The organism is Jejuia sp. G7-7, from assembly GCF_055808955.1.
Window position 1 is genome coordinate 1,281,840 of record NZ_JBVVSZ010000001.1, and the last position, 18,801, is coordinate 1,300,640.

Genomic DNA, 18,801 nt, shown 5'->3' on the forward strand with positions numbered 1-18,801 from the left:
CAAATTTTAAACTAAAATACAATTCGATGAAATATTATTTATTGATTGTGGTGCTTTGTTTTTTAAACTTAGCCCATACTCAAAACTGCACATATACTTTTTTAGGAGAGATAAAAGACTTTCATGATGGTACACCTATGTCTGGTGCCACCGTTTATATTGAAACCTTAAACTCTTATACCACCGCAGATATTAATGGCAAATTCACTATTAAAAATCTTTGTGGCGGTTCTTTAGTGCTTATAATATCTCATGTTGGTTGTGAAAGCAAACGTTTGGAAGTTGACATCAATGGAGATACTTACAAAGAAATCAATATGGAGCACCACATAGAAGAGCTTCATGAAGTAAAAGTTTCTGGTAACTCCTCGAAAAAACTAACTAAAACCGCTCAAGAATCTCAGTTAAATACTGAAACAATTGAACGATTTAGTGCGCTAAACCTAGGTGATGCTATCAAACAAGTAAGCGGTGTGTCATCTATTAATACAGGAAACTCAATTGTTAAACCTGTTATTAATGGATTACACAGTAGTAGAATATCTGTAATTACAAATGGAGTATTATTACAAGATCAAGAGTGGGGTATTGAACATGCACCAAATGTAGATTTAAATGCAGCAGGTAGTATAAATGTGATTAAAGGTGCTAATGCTTTAGCTTATAGTGGCGATGCAATTGGAGGTGTAATAGTTTTAAAGCCTGCCAATATTAGTTTAAAAGATTCTATTTACGGAAAAACTATTTTAGGTGGACAAACCAACGGAAGGGGTTACAACATAGCTTCTACCCTAACCAAATCTTGGAAAACAGGTTGGTACGCTAATGGCCAAGTTTCATTAAAACGTTTTGGGGATTTTAAAGCACCTGATTATAATTTAACAAATACTGGGGTTAATGCGAAAGGATTCAATTTAAGTGCTGGTTTTAAAACTTTTGAAAAAGGCTTCAATATCAATTATAGTTATTTAAATAATGAAATTGGCATCTTAAGTGCTGCACATATTGGTAGTATTAACGATTTAGTTAGAGCTATTAATAATGGCGAACCTAATGTTGTAAAAGACTTTAGTTACGATATCAATTCTCCAAGACAAGAAGTGACACACCAAATATTAAAAACAGAATTTTATAAACGTTTTAAACAATTTGGGAGACTTCAAATACAGTATGATTTTCAAAACAATCAACGTTTTGAGTATGATATTCGAAGAGGCGACAATGATAGGGCTGCGATAGATTTAAATTTAAAAACACATACTATTAAGGCCAATTTGAAGTTAGATGCCAACACTAAAGCTGTTTATAATTTTGGAGTCCATACAAGATTGCAAAATAACTTTGCAAACCCTACTACTGGTATAAGACGATTGATTCCTGATTATGACAAGTATGATGTTGGAGTATTCGCTATTTCAAACTTAAAATGGGGAGAGCATACTATTCTAGACTTTGGACTGCGTTATGATTTTAATAGAATTGATGCTAAAAAATGGTTTTTAGAAAGCAGATGGGAAGAACGCAATTACGACAATGATTTTAGTGATATTGTTATAAGGACCGAGAATCTTCAAATCTTAGTAAATCCAGTTTACAACTTTCATAATGTATCGTTGTCAGCTGGAATATCTCATAAATTTAATGAGCAGCACTCTGTTTTGTTTAATTATGGCTTGTCGCAACGTTCTCCTAACCCATCAGAATTGTTTAGTGATGGTTTACACCATTCGGCAGCTAGAATAGAATTGGGAGATTTACGGATGAAGCAAGAAGTTTCAAACCGATTTGGAGGTACATACCAATTACAAACCTCAAATGTATCATTGCAAGTGGAGGGTTTCGCAAATCATATTAGAGATTTTATTCAAATCATACCTTTTGGAACAGAGCAAACTATTAGAGGTGCTTTTCCCGTATGGAATTATACCCAAACTAATGCATTTTTATTTGGTGTTGATATTACTGCAAATTATGATATTACTGAACAATGGCGCATTAATAATAAATCATCCTTTTTAAAAGGAAGAGATGTTGAAGCAAAAACTGCACTAATCGATATGCCTGCATTTAGAACAGTTAATGTGTTAGGGTACACTAATCAAAAATGGCTAGATTTCAATGCAAATTTAGAAAGCGAATGGGTTTTTAGACAAAACGATTACCCAAATTTTAATTTTGAAACCTTAAACCCAACTACGCAAGAAATGGTTTTGGTAGATATAAGTACACCTCCACCAGCGTATCATGTTTTGCATTTTAGAAGTGAAATTACAACAGCATTATCAAAAAAAACAAAATTAAACATTGGACTTAACGTATCTAATGTTTTAAATACTTCCTATAGAGAATACTTAAATAGATTGAGATATTTTGCCGATGATTTAGGAAGGAATTTTATGTTACAATTAAAGTTAAACTATTAAAAATTTAAAAATGAAACATTTAAAAAATTTATCAATTGCTATTATTACACTATTATTTATCTCGTCTTGTTCTGATGATGACACGCCCACACAAATAATTGAAGAAGAGGTAATCACAACCATGACGATAACCTTAACGCCTACTGGTGGAGGTACTCCAGTAATCATGCAAACAAGAGATGCAGATGGCAATGGACCAAATAATCCTGTGGTTACTAACCCGGTAAATTTGGCTGCAAATACTACATATAATGGAAGTATTGTGTTATTAAATGAACTAGAGTCTCCTGCTGAAAACATAACCGAAGAAGTTGAAGAAAAAGATGATGATCACCAATTCTTTTTCCAAGCTACAAATTCTATAGCAACATTTGCATATACTGATATGGATGGCGACAACAACCCGATAGGTTTAAGTTTCACACTTACTACTACTGATGCAGGTAATGGGACAGTTACGGTTACTTTAATTCATGAGCCAATGAAAGATGCAAGCGGTGTTAGTGATGGAAATATTGCAAACGCTGGTGGCGAAGAGGATATTTCAGAAACATTTAATGTAGTTGTACAATAATCTTTATTTGCACTTTAACCAAAAAATCCCTTTCCTAATTAGGAAAGGGATTTTTTTATCTTTAAAATTAATAGTTGCTATATATCTTCAGCTTCTACTTCTACTTCAACTACAATAGGCTCTTCTCCTTTTTGAAAGACATAAGTTAAAAACCACATAATCGTAAAGGTTGGAATGATATCAAACCCAGGAATTGCTTCTTCAATAAATGAAACAAAACCAGCAATTTTTCCTCTATTTCCTTTATACATTTTTGTCATTAAATATGCCGAAGCTGGCGCCCATAAAATATCTATAAAAGTTACCATACCAATGGCATCAAACAAGATGCTTAAGGCTAACTTTTTACTTTTGTAAATTTTCTAAATTCATAGTTATTTGTTTATAATAATAAGTACAATAAGTATACCAAATGTTACAACTAATTTTAAGATAATTAGCTACTTACCAATCAGCTTCAAAAACTCGTTACGAGTTTCTATCTTTTCAAACTGACCTCTAAACCCAGATGTTGTTGTTGTAGAATTTTGTTTTTGTACACCTCGCATCATCATACACATATGAGATGCTTCTATTACTACCGCAACACCCTGAGGCTTTTAAGGTATCATTTATGCAATCTAAAATCTGTTCTGTTAAACGTTCTTGCACTTGTAAACGTCTTGCAAAAACATCAACAATTCTAGGTAATTTACTGAGTCCAACAATATATCCATTCGGAATATATGCAATATGTACTTTCCCAAAAAATGGTAAGATATGATGTTCGCAAAGCGAATACAATTCAATATCTTTTACAATAACCATTTCATTATAAGACTCCTTAAACATGGCACCTTTTAAAATTTCAACTGGATCTTGCTCGTAACCTTGTGTTAAAAATTGCATTGCTTTTGCTGCACGCTCTGGGGTTTTTAATAAGCCATCGCGTTTGGTATCTTCTCCTATATCTTCAATGATGCTCTTATAACGCTCTTTTACATCATCTGTAATTTTTTCATTGTACTCTTCAAAACTTTTATATGGCATAACTCTTCTTTATTTTCAATATAAACATTTCCTTTTCATGTTTATTTTTTTCCTTAAAAATAAGTCCTAAAATACTATTCTGAAAAGAAAACAGTTCAAAATTGTGCAAAACATCATAAAATAGTAATTTCACACCTGTTATTTTTACCAAATGATAAAAGCAAAAAACATTCATAAATATTACGATGATTTACACGTTTTAAAAGGTGTTGACATTGAAGTAAAAAAAGGCGAAGTAGTTTCAATTGTTGGTGCTTCAGGTGCTGGAAAAACAACCCTTTTACAAATATTAGGTACATTAGATAAAGCCTCAAAAACTGAAGATTTCAGTTTAATTATAAATAACTCTGAAATAAAATCGTTAAAAGATAAAGCGCTCGCTAAATTTAGAAACGAGCATATTGGATTTATTTTTCAGTTTCATCAATTATTACCTGAGTTTTCTGCAATAGAAAATGTGTGTTTACCAGCATTCATTAAAGGTACAAATAAAGTTGAAGCAGAAAAACGCGCCAAAGAATTACTGGATTTTTTAGGGTTATCACACCGGTATAACCATAAACCAAATGAACTTTCAGGAGGAGAGCAACAGCGTGTAGCGGTTGCAAGAGCTCTAGTGAATAAACCCGATTTAATTTTTGCAGATGAACCTTCAGGTAATTTAGATAGTGAATCTGCAGAAAATTTGCATAACCTGTTTTTTAAATTGCGGGATGAATTCGGGCAAACTTTTGTAATTGTAACTCATAATGAAGAGTTGGCAAACATGGCAGATAGAAAGCTAGTGATGGTAGATGGTAAAATTGTGGATTAATCGTTCTTGTTTTTTAAAAGTATTACAATACCGAAAACTGGTCCTAAAGCAAGTACTAAAAAAAGATACTTCACATTAATTCCATTTTGTAAACTATTTAAAAGCTGAATACTAACAATAGTAATTGCAAAACCAATAGAATTAACTATTGTTAAAGCAGTACCTTTTGATTCTGAAGTGATATTTTGAGCCACCATTGTTGAGAATAATGGAGAATCTGCAATAACTACCATTCCCCAAAAAATCATAAAAATTATAAATAGTAGTTCTGAATGCTGCATAAAAATTATTGGAGACAACAAACAGCATGTACACGATAAAACCAGAGATAATGTCGCAATTTTTTTGCACCAAATGCTTGAGATAAATAACCAGATATAACACAAGCAACTCCTCCGCTAGCAATTATTACAAAACTTAATAACGAAATATTAAAATCTGTATTTGGGTTTAATTCATTATAACCTATTAATGCTAGAGGTACAAACGCCCAAAAAGCATACAACTCCCACATATGTCCAAAATACCCAAAAGCAGCAGTTCTGAATTTTTTCAGTTTGAATATTTTATAAAAAACAGAAATATCAAACCTATGAAGCTTTGTTTTATAAGGTCCATCAGGTACAAACAAAAATACCATACTACCCCCTAATATTGCTAAACCTGAAGTAAAATAAATCATATTTTTCCAAGAGATGAGATGCTCAAACCCTTTTAATAAATGAGGAAAAGCTGTACCCAAAACTAATGCTCCAACTAAAAAACCTAGAGATTTCCCTAATCCCTTTTTGTAATAATCTGAGGCAATTTTCATTCCTACTGGATAAATTCCAGCCAGAAAGAAACCTGTTAAAAATCGAAGCACTATTAAACTCAATAACGAATGATTTCCAAATGCAATCAAAACATTAAAAAGTGAAGCTATCAATGCACTAACAAAAAATACTTTAGAAGGCGAAAACCTGTCTGCGATAGTAAAAATCGCAAATAAAAATGTACCTATTATAAAACCAAATTGTACAGCTGATGTTAGATGTCCTAAAGAAGATTCTTCTAAATAGAAATTACTAATTAAGTCAGTAATAATAGCATTCCCCGCAAACCATAAAGAAGTACAGCAAAACTGAGCAAAAACTATTATTGGTAAAATTGACTTTTTTATATCCATTGATAGAATTAGATTCTAAAAAATTTAAGCGCCTAAATTAATGCTTTGTCGAAAACCAATAGAAAAACTTTAATAAAAAAACCAAAGATTATATTCTTTGGTTTTTATTCTTCCCTTTTATATGTTAACCTTGAATTTATAGCTTAGGCTCCCACCCTTTTTCATAATCTCTTTTCCATAGCATATCAGCACCTCTATTATGTAATACTCGACCTGTTTTAGAGTCTACATTTAAACTTTCTTTTAAATCTTGAGCAATATTACCTAAGTGGCATAATTGTGTAGAGATGGCAGCATCAGCAATTGGAGAATTTAGTTGTTCTCCTTTTAAAATAGCATTAATAAAGTTTTGCATATGTGAAACCGTTAAACCATCAAAACCAATAGTATCAGATGTTTTATTTGCTTTAGTTGCTTTAGCTTGATTTTCAAACTGCTTTTTTATTTCCTTTCCGCCTAAATCGAAAAGCGCATATTTAGCCCTATCCAAATGTATGCTCCCTTTTGTACCATAAATAACAGCACCTCTTCCTCCTATATATTTAAAGGCATTGCAACTTCTGCCATCCCAAGTTAATAACTTCCCATCTTCAAATTCGTAATTAACCATTTGTGTATCAAACCATTCCCAATCGTCATTTTTGTAATGTAACCTCCCCCTGTAGACACTACTCTTGTTGGATATTCTACACCCAAAGCCCAACGACAAATATCAATTTCGTGTGTGCCATTGTTATGTATTTCTCCTGTTCCCCAAGTCCTGAACCAATGCCAGTTGTAAGGGTGTACATTATCTCTGTAAGCTTCTCTTGGTGCTGGCCCTTGCCATAAATCCCAATTTAAAGTTGATGGCACAGGGACTTGTTTTCCTACTCCAATTGATTTTCTAGCATTGGCGTAAACTGCTTTTGCAGCGTAAACATCTCCAATAATTCCATCCTTAATATCGTTGACAGCTAAAGCCGAAGTTATCGAGGAACGTTGTTGATTTCCCATTTGACAAACCTTTCCGTATTTATTCTGAACCTCAACTATCAATTCATTTTCATGCGGATTATGGCTACATGGTTTTTCAACATATACATGCTTTCCTGCTTGCATTCCCATAATTGCCATTGGTGCGTGCCAATGCTCAGGTGTTGCAACTACTATGGCATCAATATCTTTGTCTTCTAATAATTTTCTAAAATCGCTTTCCGTCTTAGGTTTAGCGTTGGCTTCCTTTAAACAAAAATCCTTAAACTTATTTAAACGATTTGCATCAACATCACAAATCGCCGCTACTTTTCCCTGTTTAGATACAGCAATAGCTTTTACTAATCCATGGGCTCTACCTCCACAACCTAAAATTGCAAAATTCACAGCATCGTTAGATCCTAAGATGCTCGCATAAGAGCTAGTGTTGCTTAAAAGTGTAATACCCGCTGCACCCATTGCAGTATTTTTTATAAATTTTCTACGTGTAGTCATTTTAATATTTTTAGTTCTCAGTTAGTTTAATTCTTTAATTTTGATGTTCTTAAAATGAACTTCATCTCCATGGTCTTGTAATAAAATGAGACCTTCTTCAGCTTCGCCAAAATTTGGCCAATTTTTGTATTTACTATAAGCAACTAAAGCTCTCCACATTTGAGTGTTTCTGGTATATTTCACAACAGTACATCCGTTTAAAATGTGCTCAACGTCATTACCTTTTACAATAATTCGTGCACGATTCCAACCACCTTTATTTACATACTTTTTTGTATATAGAGATGGAATATACTCTTGCGCATTTGCAGTTATCAAATCATATAAAGATCCAATAGTTCTATTACCACTAGTTCCCTTTTTTGCATCAGGGTGTTTTTTATCATCTAAAATTTGAAATTCACAACCAATGGCTGATCCTTTTCCTTTATTCAAGTTAGTATCAACAAAATATTTAATACCACTATTGGCACCTTCAGTAAATTTAAAGTCTACATCTAACACAAAATTCTTGTAGGGTTTTGTAGTAACAATATCTCCACCGTGCACAGATTCTCCACCACCTGATGCATGAACTGTAAGAATCCCATCTTTTATACTCCAACCTTTGTCTGGGAAATTATCTTTTTTTGCACCTCTCCAACCATTAGTAGTTTTTCCATCCCAAAGCAACTTCCATCCATTAGATTTTTCTTCCTCAGTTAAGCTATTTAAAGTATAATTAACAATAGGCGCTGTGGTTTCAAATTTATAATCATCAGAAATCTGAGTTAGTTTAATATTTCGCCATCTAATTATTTTACCTGCTTTTTGTTTGTTATTACCAATACTATGTACTTGTAAGGCTATAAATCCTGTTTCGATAGTTTCCTCAAACAAATTGGCACAATTTACGCCATTAACCCACGTTGCAATTCTATTACCAGAAGCAATTACTTTTACTTTATTCCACTCTCCGTGTTTGTAAGCATTTCTAGAATCTGGGTTGTATTCTAAAGGATAGCGCCAACCTTTTCTGGCTTCATCAAATAAACCACCAAACCATCCTCTTGGAGAGTCATCTGCTTCAACCTGTAAACCATGTACCCGACCATCATTATAATCCTTATAACTATGACTTCTTATTTGTACACCTGAGTTTAACCCAGCACCAAGAAACATTTCGTATTCCAAAATAAAATTGGTGTAATCTTTTTTAGTCGTCAAAAAAGTGTTTGGAGTACCTATTTTGGAGGTGCCAACAATTTCATTATTTGCTACAGTATATTCAGCAGTACCATTCAGGACTTTCCATCCCTTTAAGTTTTTACCGTTAAACAATTCTATAGTTTTTTCTTGGGCATGTAAAAGAAATGTTAATGCACAAAGCATTGTGATACAAAAAACAGTTTTTTTCATTATTATAAGTAATTTTAAATGATTAGTTTGATTGAAAAACTATTGCTTCCAAATATATAGAAATTAAGATTCCTACGTAGGTTTTATACGTTCATAAATGTTGCTTATATGGTTAATATTTGATAAAATATAAAATCTTTGTGCTTATTTTTACTTTTCTTTGTTACTCAAATAATTCTATTTGATGACAATAAATAAAGCTGAACTTAAAGATTTTTTAGACTCTAAAGTTGAACAATACAACAATCCGAAATTTATAGAAAGTGACCCGATTCAAATCCCTCATGAATTCACAAAAAAAGAGGATATTGAAATTTCTGGTTTTTTAACTGCTACTATTGCTTGGGGGAATAGAAGAAGCATCATCAATAATGCAAATAGATTAATGAAATTATTGGATAATTCGCCGTATGATTTTGTTACCAATCATCAAGAAAATGATTTAAAAAACTACTTCCTTTTGTTCACAGAACATTTAATGGCGATGATTGTATGCAGTTTATAAAGTCTCTACAACATATTTACAATAACCATAATGGTTTAGAAAATCTATTTGCCAAACATGCTGAAGCCAATTCACTACAAACATCAATTTCAAAATTTAAAACTACTTTTTTTGAAATTAATCATTTAAAACGCACAGAAAAACATGTGAGTGATCCTTTAAATAAATCTGCTGCAAAACGCATTAATATGTTTTTACGGTGGATGATACGAAACGATAAAACTGGTGTGGATTTTGGAATTTGGAAAAGCTTATCCCCACATCAATTATCTTGTCCGTTAGATGTGCACTCAGGAAATGTTGCTCGTAAACTAGGATTATTGAAACGTAAACAAAATGATGCTAAAGCACTTTTAGAATTGGATACTGCGCTAAGAAAATTAAACAAAGCCGACCCTGTAAAGTATGATTTTGCGCTTTTTGGACTTGGGGTTTTTGAAGGGTTTTAACATTTGTTTTCTTTATCTTTAAGCAAAACTTAATTCTAAGTTATGAAACGTTACTTTTTTCTACTCTTTACGATTAGTACTTTTATTGGATTTTCGCAATCAAGAAAAATTCCAACTGATACAATGGTGGTTACAACGCATACCACATCTATAAAAGGAACTACAATTTCTTATACCGCTACAACAGGTACTCAACCTGTTTGGAATAAAAAAGGAGACCCGATTGCAACTTTATATTATACTTATTACGAAAGAAATAATGTTAAAAATAGAGCTAACAGACCATTGGTAATTTCATTTAACGGAGGTCCAGGTTCTGCATCGGTTTGGATGCATATTGCATACACAGGTCCAAAAGTTTTAAATATTGATGATGAAGGGTATCCTATTCAACCTTATGGTGTAAAGAACAATCCTAATTCTATTTTGGATGTGGCTGATATCGTTTATGTGAACCCTGTAAATACTGCATACTCAAGAATGTTAGAAGATAAAGAAGGGAAACTACCTAAACGCGAAACATTTTTGGTATAAATGCTGATATAAAATATTTGGCCGAATGGATTAACACCTTTGTATCCAGAAAAAGTAGATGGGAGTCTCCAAAATATATTATTGGTGAAAGTTATGGTGGTACGCGTGTTATGGGTTTAGCAAAAGAGTTGCAAGACAATCAATGGCTATATTTAAATGGTGTTATTTTAGTTTCCCCAGCCGATTATAAATTATATAGCACAAATCAGCCTGTGTATTCTGCTTTGAACCTACCCTATTTTACTGCTGCCGCTTGGCATCATAAAGCATTACCAAATGAGTTACAACAAAAAGATTTATTAGAGATTTTACCCGAAGCGGAAAACTTCGCCATAAATATATTAATGCCAACATTAGCAAAAGGTGGTTTTGTTTCTGAAAATGAAAAACAGGAAGTCGCAAAAAAATGGCATATTATTCGGGTTTAAGTGAAAAAGCTATTCTTCAGAATAACTTAGATGTACCCACTCGCTTTTTTGGAAAGAATTATTACGTGATAAAACAGGACAAACCATAGGGAGATTAGACTCAAGGTATTTAGGCGTTGACAAAAGTGAAGCTGGTGCTAGTCCAGATTATAATCCAGAATTAACCTCATGGATGCACTCATTTACACCTGCCATTAACTATTACATAAGGGAACATTTAAATTTTAAAACAGATGTGAAGTACAGTATGTTTGGAGATGTACACCCTTGGGACAGGCGCAATGACAATGTTCGTGAAGGTTTGAGAGATGCTATGGCAAAAAACCCTTATTTAAAAGTACTGGTACAATCTGGTTATTATGATGGTGCTACTACTTATTTTGCAGCAAAATATACCATGTGGCAAATAGACCCTAGCGGAAAACTAAAAGATAGGTTTATCTATAAAGGATACAGAAGCGGACATATGATGTATTTGCGACAAGACGATTTAGTGTCTGCTAATGATGATTTACGGGAGTTTATAAAGAATTCTTTATCAAATGGGAAGGCTGCTAAGTATTAGTTTTTATAGAATTTGATGGTTATAGATATGGTATTATTTAATCTCTTATTGAATTTTAAAAAATCGTTTGTTTATTCTAAAAACAAACTAACACTTACTTATGATTGACTTCATTTGTAAAACAATTTATAAATTCTATTAATAACGGAGTATATATTTGCTTTGTGTATCATTTAAGAAAACCGAAATAGAACTGTAGTCGATGATTAAAAAATGGATTCATAATTTTTTCAAAAAGAAACAGATTGTCGATGTTAATCTTGATATAATTCAAGAAGCTATTCTAAATTATCGAGAAGAAGGAAAAGAATTAATGTTTAAGCTTGGAGAAAAATATGGCTTGGATATTAATTTTAAAGAAGATTACGAAAAATTAATTTCTAGAAGCAATAATGATATCCCGCGAAGGGAAAGCTTTCAAAAAGATGGAATTATAGCTTTCACGGACAGGAATGTGGTTTTTATAATAAAAAACATCAAAAGAATGTAGAAGTTGTTTTGAGCAATCCACCTGAATTTGGACATATCGATTCTTGGTTTCTTCTATCTTATATGCAATCAATAGAGAAATACAAAAACGAAGTTGCAGGAATGAATTGGCAAAAATTAAAGTTGTTAGTTGATAAATTATATATGGATGGTAAAATTAAAAAAGTAGTTAAGTAAAACGTATCCCATATATTCAAATGAAGTTCTAATCGGAACAACCTTCAATCTAAAACCATAAGCCAGCAAACACACCCGTGTTAGGGATTGAACGGCATGTTTGAAATCCTTTTTAAAACTAAAGTAAAACGTATATTTAGGAAGGAATGAAACATTGTAGATTGCCACAGTCGTGCCTCCTTCGTAATGACGTTTTAAAAAGATTGAGTAGTGAAAGCCCAACCCTTTAGGGGAACACCATAAAAAATAAATTTAAAATTGCGCATTATCAATTATTAACTATATTTGCAGCCAAATTTGGGTTAACCTCTGGCGAAAATCGTGAATGTTGTTCTGAATTAATTATATAAATATTAAAAAATGGAATCTTTAGTAAAATTTGTTCAAGACGAATTTGTAACAAAAAAAGACTTACCAGAATTTGGTGCTGGAGACACAATTACTGTGTTTTACGAAATTAAAGAGGGTAACAAAACACGTACTCAGTTTTTTAGAGGTACGGTAATACAACGTAGAGGCTCTGGAGCATCAGAGACGTTTACAATTAGAAAAATGTCAGGATCCGTTGGTGTGGAACGTATATTTCCAATTAACTTGCCTGCTTTACAAAAAATTGATATTAACAAGCGTGGTAAAGTACGTAGAGCTAGAATTTTCTACTTTAGGGGACTTACTGGTAAGAAAGCAAGAATTACCGAAAAAAGACGCTAGAAATAACACTAGTACAATACTATTAAAAAGCTTTGGAAATTATCCAAGGCTTTTTTTATGAACAAAAGTTAATAACTACGGTTTATAACCAGTTGATATCTAATTTGTTGTGTGATTTTGATTTTTGAAACTTATTTTGTACTTTAGTATGAGAATCAAAAATAGAAATATGAAACTATTTTATTGAAATTCTTTAAAGATACGTTCTTTACATATTATTGTTTTTCGAGGTTAGTAGTTAAAAACGGTAAAACGTTGGCAACAAAAACCATGAGGTTATAAAATGTTTTAGTAGTTTAAATTACCAAAGCAAATGAGTAACTGAAAGCTTTTTTAAAATAAACGGTTACACCTATTATTTAATTTAGAAGTGTTTGGAATATTTGAATTAGTTTACTTAAGTAAATAATGAATGCCAATCATAAAGAAAAACAATCTACTGAAACATTGCGTGATAGGTCAATACATTTTGAAAATCACAAATTATGTTTCATTGATTTAACTGGACTTGAATTAAAAAGATTTGAATGTAATGTTTAAATTGATTTTAGTTGAAACACTAAAATAGGTCATGTAAAGTTATTTCAGAAAAGCCATGTCAGAAATAGATTAAATTCTATAGTGATATGGCTTTTGTTTTTTTGATACTTTCATATCGTTATTCTTGATAAATCCTTATCAGCTAGAAACTTTATTAAATTTATGCTAAATCTCTAGCATTTGGGTGTTTTTCCTGAATATATTATTCATATTTAAGTGTCAATTTTTGTATATTCGCAGTCGCTAAAAACGAATCATCTTTTTACTCCTGTTTTTAGTATTGTTATAATTCAAAAAACACGACACGAATGTCTAAAATTATTTACACTAAAACGGACGAAGCGCCAGCATTAGCAACACGCTCTTTATTACCAATTGTACAAGCTTTTGTAAAGTCTTCTGGTATTAATATTGAAACTAAAGATATTTCATTAGCAGCAAGAATTTTGGCTGTTTTTCCAGATTTTTTAAATGAAGACCAACGTGTTTCTGATGATTTGGCAATACTTGGGGAAATGGCAAAAAAGCCAGAGACTAATATTGTAAAGTTACCAAATATAAGTGCTTCTATTCCCCAGTTAAAAGCTGCTATTAGCGAATTACAAGCTAAAGGTTTTAATATTCCTGATTACCCAAACGACGCTGAAAATGATACTGATAAAGATATCAAATCACGTTATGACAAAATAAAAGGAAGTGCTGTAAACCCAGTATTGCGTGAGGGCAATAGTGATAGACGTGCACCAAAAGCCGTTAAGAATTATGCCAAAAACAATCCACACTCAATGGGTGCTTGGTCTAGCGATTCTAAAACACATGTAGCAACTATGAGTGGTGGCGATTTTGCCCATAATGAAAAATCTGTTACGCTTGTTGATGCAACTAGTATTAAAATAATTCATACTGATGAAAGTGGTAGTACCACAACATTAAAAGATAGTTTTGCTTTACTTAAAGGCGAAATTATTGATGCTACGGTAATGAACAAAAAGGCTTTGGTTAGCTTTTTAGATCAACAAGTTGCTGATGCGAGAGAAAAAGGGATTTTATTTTCGCTTCATATGAAAGGCACAATGATGAAAGTGAGTGATCCAATTATTTTTGGTCACGCTGTGAAAGCTTTTTTTAAAGATGTTTTTGCCAAACATGGCGAAACTCTTGAAGAATTAGGTGTAAATGTGAATTCTGGCTTAGGGAATCTTTTAGAACGTATTCAAGAACTGCCTGAAGCAAAGCGTAATGAAATTGAAACTGATATTGAAGCTACTTATAAAAAAGGGCCTGGTGTAGCTATGGTAAATTCTGATAAGGGGATTACCAATTTACACGTACCTAGTGATGTAATTATTGATGCTTCTATGCCTGCAATGATTCGTACTTCTGGTAGAATGTGGAATGCACAAGGAAAACTTCAAGATACTAAAGCGGTAATTCCAGATAGTAGTTATGCTGGTATTTATGCTGCAACTATAGATTTTTGTAAAGCTCATGGTGCTTTTGACCCTACAACAATGGGAACTGTTCCTAATGTTGGATTGATGGCTCAAAAAGCTGAAGAATATGGCTCACATGATAAAACTTTTGAAATTCCCTCAAACGGAACTGTAAAAGTTGTTGATGCTTCTGGAAATACTCTGCTTGAACATTCTGTTGAAGAAGGCGATATCTGGCGTATGTGTCAAACCAAAGATGCGCCAATTCAAGACTGGGTAAAACTAGCTGTTACACGTGCAAGAGCTTCTGAAACTCCAGCAGTATTTTGGTTGGATAAAAATAGAGCTCATGATGCTGAATTAATTAAAAAAGTAAATACGTATTTGAAAGATCACAATACAGCAGCATTAGATTTAAGAATCTTATCTCCTATTGAGGCGACAAAATTTACTTGTGAAAGAATTATTAAAGGTCAGGATACTATTTCGGTTTCTGGAAATGTATTACGTGATTATTTAACAGATTTATTTCCGATTTTAGAAGTTGGAACTAGTGCAAAAATGTTATCTATTGTGCCATTAATGAATGGTGGTGGTTTATTTGAAACTGGTGCTGGTGGTTCTGCTCCAAAACACGTGCAGCAATTACTTGAAGAAAACCATTTACGTTGGGATTCTCTCGGTGAATTTTTAGCATTAGCAGTTTCTTTGGATCATTTTGGTGAGGTTAACAATAATACTAAAGCTAAAATTTTAGGAGAAGCTTTAGATGACGCTACTGATAAACTGTTAGAAAACAAAAAAGGACCTTCTAGAAAAGCAGGTGAATTAGACAATCGAGGAAGTCATTTCTACCTAGCCATGTATTGGGCTCAAGAATTGGCAAATCAAAATAAAGATGCCGCTTTAAAAACCGAGTTTACTCCTATTGCAAATCAACTGGAAGAAAACGAAGCAAAGATTGTTAATGAATTAAACGAAATACAAGGTAAACCAACGGATATTGGCGGCTATTACGAACCAAATGAAGATTTAATAAATCAAGTAATGCGCCCAAACAAAACGTTTAATGCAATATTAAATTAGTCCATAAAATGTTATATAAAACAGGCTCCTTCAATAGGGAGCCTTTTTTAGTTTAGGGGATATTTTTTTGAGGTATTCTACGAGTTATCAGTCAATAACATTTAAGAGCATATTAACTTCTCTGTAAGTATTTCTGTGCTTTTTTTATTTAAATTTGAACAAGAAACTTACCTTCACGTTCTGAATTGGTCTAACCAAAGAGACTTTTTATTTACTGCCGAAAAAGCCAAAGAAGTAGCACAAAAAAGGTATGATATTTCTAAAAAGCGATATACACATGGTGAAATCACAATTACAGATTTAAACATTGCGCTTCAAGAAAAGGATAGAGCAATACTACAGTATTTAAATTCGCTTCAAAATTTCTGGCAAGACTATTATATATTAAGACAACTAACCCTTTATGATTTTATTAATGAAAAAAATAGAGTTAGAAGATATTCTTTACGATTAAACATTAACATAATCATAATTTAATACTTGTAATTTTTAGAAATAACTAATATTTTAACTAATAAAAACACATATTATAAAATATAAAGTTATTTAAACTAAAATCTTGCACACTTCAACTAATAAAAAAGTTACCATAGAGATGCTTTTCTAAATTTGTTAGCTCTCATATTACTTAATGGTTAATATTTTTAAATTCTCTCTCTTTTTTTATTGCTCAATATATCGGTTGTTAACGCCCAGCAACGATTTACTATAAGTGGTAAGATAACTGAAGAAAATAGTAACGAAACTCTAATTGGTGTTTCTGTAGTATTTCCAGAAAAAACAACAGGAACAATCACTAATGAATATGGCTTCTACTCTATCACGCTTCCAGAGGGTATTTATAAAATACAAATAAGTTACTTAGGGTTTTCTACAATAACAGAAACCATATCACTTTCACAAAATATCTCAAGAAATTTCAGTCTAAAAAATTCTATAGAAAGTTTAGATGAAATTATAATTACAAAAAGTTCAGAAAAAGTAAATACTCGTTCTCCCCAAATGAGTATTAATAAACTTTCATCTGCTGCTATCAAAGAAATTCCTCTATTGCTTGGTGAACCAGACATTATCAAAGCCATAACACTTCTACCTGGTGTTAGTAATGCAGGAGAGAACTCATCAGGGTTTAACGTTCGAGGTGGTGCCGTAGATCAAAACTTAATTCTTTTGGATGAAGCTACGCTTTATAATTCATCACATTTATTTGGATTGTTTTCAATTTTTAATCCAGATGCCATAAAAGATATAAGATTGTATAAAGGTGGAATCCCTGCACGCTATGGTGGTCGCGTTTCTTCGGTCTTAGATATTTATCAAAAAGAAGGGAATAGCAAAAAGTTCCATGGTAACGGAGGTATTGGTTTAGTAACTAGTAGGCTACTATTTGAAGGACCACTCAAAAAAATAAAAGCTCATTTCTTTTAGGGGGCGCTCCAGCTATGCACATTTATTTTTACCACTTTTTGATATTAGCAACAAAGCCTATTTTTATGATATCAACACCAAATTAAGCTACAAAATTAATGATGAAAACAATATATATCTTTCTGGATATTTTGGAAGAGACGTTTTTAGAGTAGATGATACTTTCGAGAATATTTATGGTAATTCGGTATTAAACTTTAGATGGAATCATTTATTTTCTGACAAATTATTCTCAAACCTTTCTATCATTTATTCTGATTATACATTCGGTCTAAACTTGGCCTTTATCGAATTTGATTGGACATCAGGGATTCAAAGTCTAAATATTAAGTATGATTTCAAGCATTATGTTTCAGATAAAATAAAGCTACAATACGGTTTTAATAGTTACTATTATAAATTCAATCCAGGTGATATCAAACCAAATACAGAAACTTCAGGAATTAATGAGGTATTACTAACCAATAAGTATGCCATGGAAAATGCCGTATACATTGATACAGAACATAAAATATCTGATAAGTTGGCTTTATCATATGGTTTAAGGGCTAGTGCGTTTTTTCGTTTAGGCCAAGATGAATTTGATATTTATGATAATAACCAACCAGTAATTTGGAATAATACTTTTAAAATCTACGAGAAAGCAGAACCAATTGACAACAAATCATTTAAACGAACTGATGTTATTGAACAATTTTTCAACTTAGAACCTAGAGCTGCACTTTCTTATCAACTCAACTCAAATAGTTCCCTAAAGATTAGTTACAACCGAATGAGCCAGTATTTACATTTATTATCAAATACTAATTCACCAACTCCTTTGGATATTTGGGTGCCAAGCGGGAAATATATAAAGCCACAATTACTCGATCAATATGCTGCAGGCTATTTTATAAACTTCAACAAAGAAAAATACTCCATTGAACTAGAAAGTTTTTACAAGACTATAAAAAACAGAATTGATTATATTGATGGAGCAGACTTAATTGCAAATAACAACATTGAACGTGCAATTTTAAACGGAAGTGCTAGAGCATATGGCTTAGAGTTTTTATTGCGAAAAAACAAAGGAAGATTTAAAGGTTGGATAGCCTACACACTATCAAAATCTGAACAGCAAACAGAAGGAAGAACTCCTGAAGAATTTGGGATAAATAATGGCGATTGGTATAATACGCCTTATGATAAAACACATGACATTTCAGTTACTTCTAGTTTTAAATTAAGTAATTCTTGGAAAATAAATACTAACTTTCTGTTCCAAACAGGACAGCCAGTAACATTTCCTAATAGTCAATATGTGTTTAATGGGGTAGTTATCCCAAATTATAGTGGAAGGAATAAGGATAGACTTCCATCCTATCATAGATTAGATTTGGCATTTAATTACACACCAAAGCCCAAGGGAGAACAAAGATTGCGAAGTTCATGGGATTTTGGAATTTATAATATTTATAATCGTAGAAACGCCACTTCTATAGATTTCAATAGAAATGGAAGAACAGGACGAAATGAGGCTACACGTCTATCTATATTTGGTATAGTGCCATCTTTATCATATAATTTTAAGTTTTAAGATT

At 32.1% G+C, this 18,801-nt stretch carries 15 protein-coding genes and 4 pseudogenes; 12 read left to right on the forward strand and 7 right to left on the reverse strand.

The genetic code is table 11. From position 1 onward, the window contains the following. Nucleotides 1-26: 26 nt before the first annotated feature. Together AC0L5U_RS06310 and AC0L5U_RS06315 are read left to right on the forward strand one after the other, a co-directional pair. Nucleotides 27-2,423 (forward strand): TonB-dependent receptor, encoded by a 2,397-nt coding sequence (locus AC0L5U_RS06310; protein WP_473415312.1) that lies wholly within the window; start codon nt 27-29, stop codon nt 2,421-2,423. A 10-nt stretch (nt 2,424-2,433) separates the two neighbouring features. After that, nucleotides 2,434-2,997 (forward strand): type 1 periplasmic binding fold superfamily protein, encoded by a 564-nt coding sequence (locus AC0L5U_RS06315; RefSeq protein ID WP_473415314.1) that lies wholly within the window; start codon nt 2,434-2,436, stop codon nt 2,995-2,997. Between the two features lie 77 nt (nt 2,998-3,074). Here AC0L5U_RS06315 and AC0L5U_RS06320 read toward each other — a convergent pair whose 3' ends face one another. Beyond that, entirely contained in the window at nt 3,075-3,323 is a 249-nt protein-coding gene (locus tag AC0L5U_RS06320) for a hypothetical protein (RefSeq protein ID WP_473415317.1), read from the reverse strand. Nucleotides 3,324-3,437: 114 nt separating this feature from the next. Further along, nucleotides 3,438-4,026, reverse strand: a pseudogene (folE, locus tag AC0L5U_RS06325) (GTP cyclohydrolase I FolE). Between the two features lie 151 nt (nt 4,027-4,177). Here folE and AC0L5U_RS06330 point away from each other — a divergent pair. Beyond that, on the forward strand, nt 4,178-4,840 hold the full coding sequence (locus tag AC0L5U_RS06330; RefSeq protein WP_473415319.1) for an ABC transporter ATP-binding protein: 663 nt from the start codon (nt 4,178-4,180) through the stop codon (nt 4,838-4,840). Here AC0L5U_RS06330 and AC0L5U_RS06335 read toward each other — a convergent pair. From AC0L5U_RS06335 to AC0L5U_RS06355, 5 genes are all read right to left on the reverse strand, one after another. Then, nucleotides 4,837-5,121 carry a hypothetical protein gene (locus AC0L5U_RS06335; protein ID WP_473415320.1) on the reverse strand — a complete coding sequence of 95 codons (285 nt, stop codon included), beginning with the start codon at nt 5,119-5,121 and terminating at the stop codon, nt 4,837-4,839. The genes AC0L5U_RS06330 and AC0L5U_RS06335 overlap by 4 nt on opposite strands. Before the next feature lie 5 nt (nt 5,122-5,126). Then, nucleotides 5,127-6,008: an MFS transporter gene (locus AC0L5U_RS06340; RefSeq protein ID WP_473415322.1), complete on the reverse strand. Its 882-nt coding sequence runs from the start codon at nt 6,006-6,008 to the stop codon at nt 5,127-5,129. Between the two features lie 136 nt (nt 6,009-6,144). Continuing rightward, a complete protein-coding gene (locus AC0L5U_RS06345) occupies nt 6,145-6,618 on the reverse strand; it encodes a hypothetical protein (RefSeq protein ID WP_473415323.1) in 474 nt (157 codons plus the stop codon). Continuing rightward, nucleotides 6,582-7,478 carry a Gfo/Idh/MocA family protein gene (locus tag AC0L5U_RS06350; RefSeq protein WP_473415325.1) on the reverse strand — a complete coding sequence of 299 codons (897 nt, stop codon included), beginning with the start codon at nt 7,476-7,478 and terminating at the stop codon, nt 6,582-6,584. The genes AC0L5U_RS06345 and AC0L5U_RS06350 overlap by 37 nt, the downstream gene beginning before the upstream one ends. A 21-nt stretch (nt 7,479-7,499) precedes the next feature. Beyond that, nucleotides 7,500-8,876 carry a 3-keto-disaccharide hydrolase gene (locus tag AC0L5U_RS06355; protein WP_473415326.1) on the reverse strand — a complete coding sequence of 459 codons (1,377 nt, stop codon included), beginning with the start codon at nt 8,874-8,876 and terminating at the stop codon, nt 7,500-7,502. Nucleotides 8,877-9,066: 190 nt separating this feature from the next. Between AC0L5U_RS06355 and AC0L5U_RS06360 the strand changes: the two are divergent. The 9 genes and pseudogenes from AC0L5U_RS06360 (at nt 9,067) to AC0L5U_RS06400 (ending at nt 18,797) form a co-directional block, all read left to right on the forward strand. After that, a pseudogene (locus AC0L5U_RS06360) lies at nt 9,067-9,830 on the forward strand (TIGR02757 family protein). 42 nt (nt 9,831-9,872) lie between these two features. Next, nucleotides 9,873-11,357, forward strand: a pseudogene (locus tag AC0L5U_RS06365) (S10 family peptidase). Nucleotides 11,358-11,559: 202 nt separating this feature from the next. Beyond that, nucleotides 11,560-11,847, forward strand: a complete 288-nt coding sequence (locus AC0L5U_RS06370; RefSeq protein WP_473415327.1) for a hypothetical protein — start codon at nt 11,560-11,562, stop codon at nt 11,845-11,847. Then, a pseudogene (locus tag AC0L5U_RS06375) lies at nt 11,817-12,023 on the forward strand (hypothetical protein); the annotation flags it as partial. The gene AC0L5U_RS06370 and the pseudogene AC0L5U_RS06375, both read left to right, overlap by 31 nt. A 360-nt stretch (nt 12,024-12,383) precedes the next feature. Beyond that, the gene (gene rplS / locus AC0L5U_RS06380) at nt 12,384-12,734 is read left to right on the forward strand and encodes a 50S ribosomal protein L19 (protein ID WP_473415329.1); all 351 of its coding nucleotides are present in this window, start codon (nt 12,384-12,386) and stop codon (nt 12,732-12,734) included. A gap of 848 nt (nt 12,735-13,582) precedes the next feature. Then, nucleotides 13,583-15,793 (forward strand): NADP-dependent isocitrate dehydrogenase, encoded by a 2,211-nt coding sequence (locus tag AC0L5U_RS06385; protein WP_473415330.1) that lies wholly within the window; start codon nt 13,583-13,585, stop codon nt 15,791-15,793. 135 nt (nt 15,794-15,928) lie between these two features. After that, the gene (locus AC0L5U_RS06390; RefSeq protein ID WP_473415331.1) at nt 15,929-16,270 is read left to right on the forward strand and encodes a hypothetical protein; all 342 of its coding nucleotides are present in this window, start codon (nt 15,929-15,931) and stop codon (nt 16,268-16,270) included. 189 nt (nt 16,271-16,459) lie between these two features. After that, entirely contained in the window at nt 16,460-17,221 is a 762-nt protein-coding gene (locus AC0L5U_RS06395; RefSeq protein WP_473415333.1) for a carboxypeptidase-like regulatory domain-containing protein, read from the forward strand. A gap of 277 nt (nt 17,222-17,498) precedes the next feature. Further along, nucleotides 17,499-18,797: a TonB-dependent receptor plug domain-containing protein gene (locus AC0L5U_RS06400; RefSeq protein WP_473415334.1), complete on the forward strand. Its 1,299-nt coding sequence runs from the start codon at nt 17,499-17,501 to the stop codon at nt 18,795-18,797. Nucleotides 18,798-18,801 lie beyond the last annotated feature (4 nt).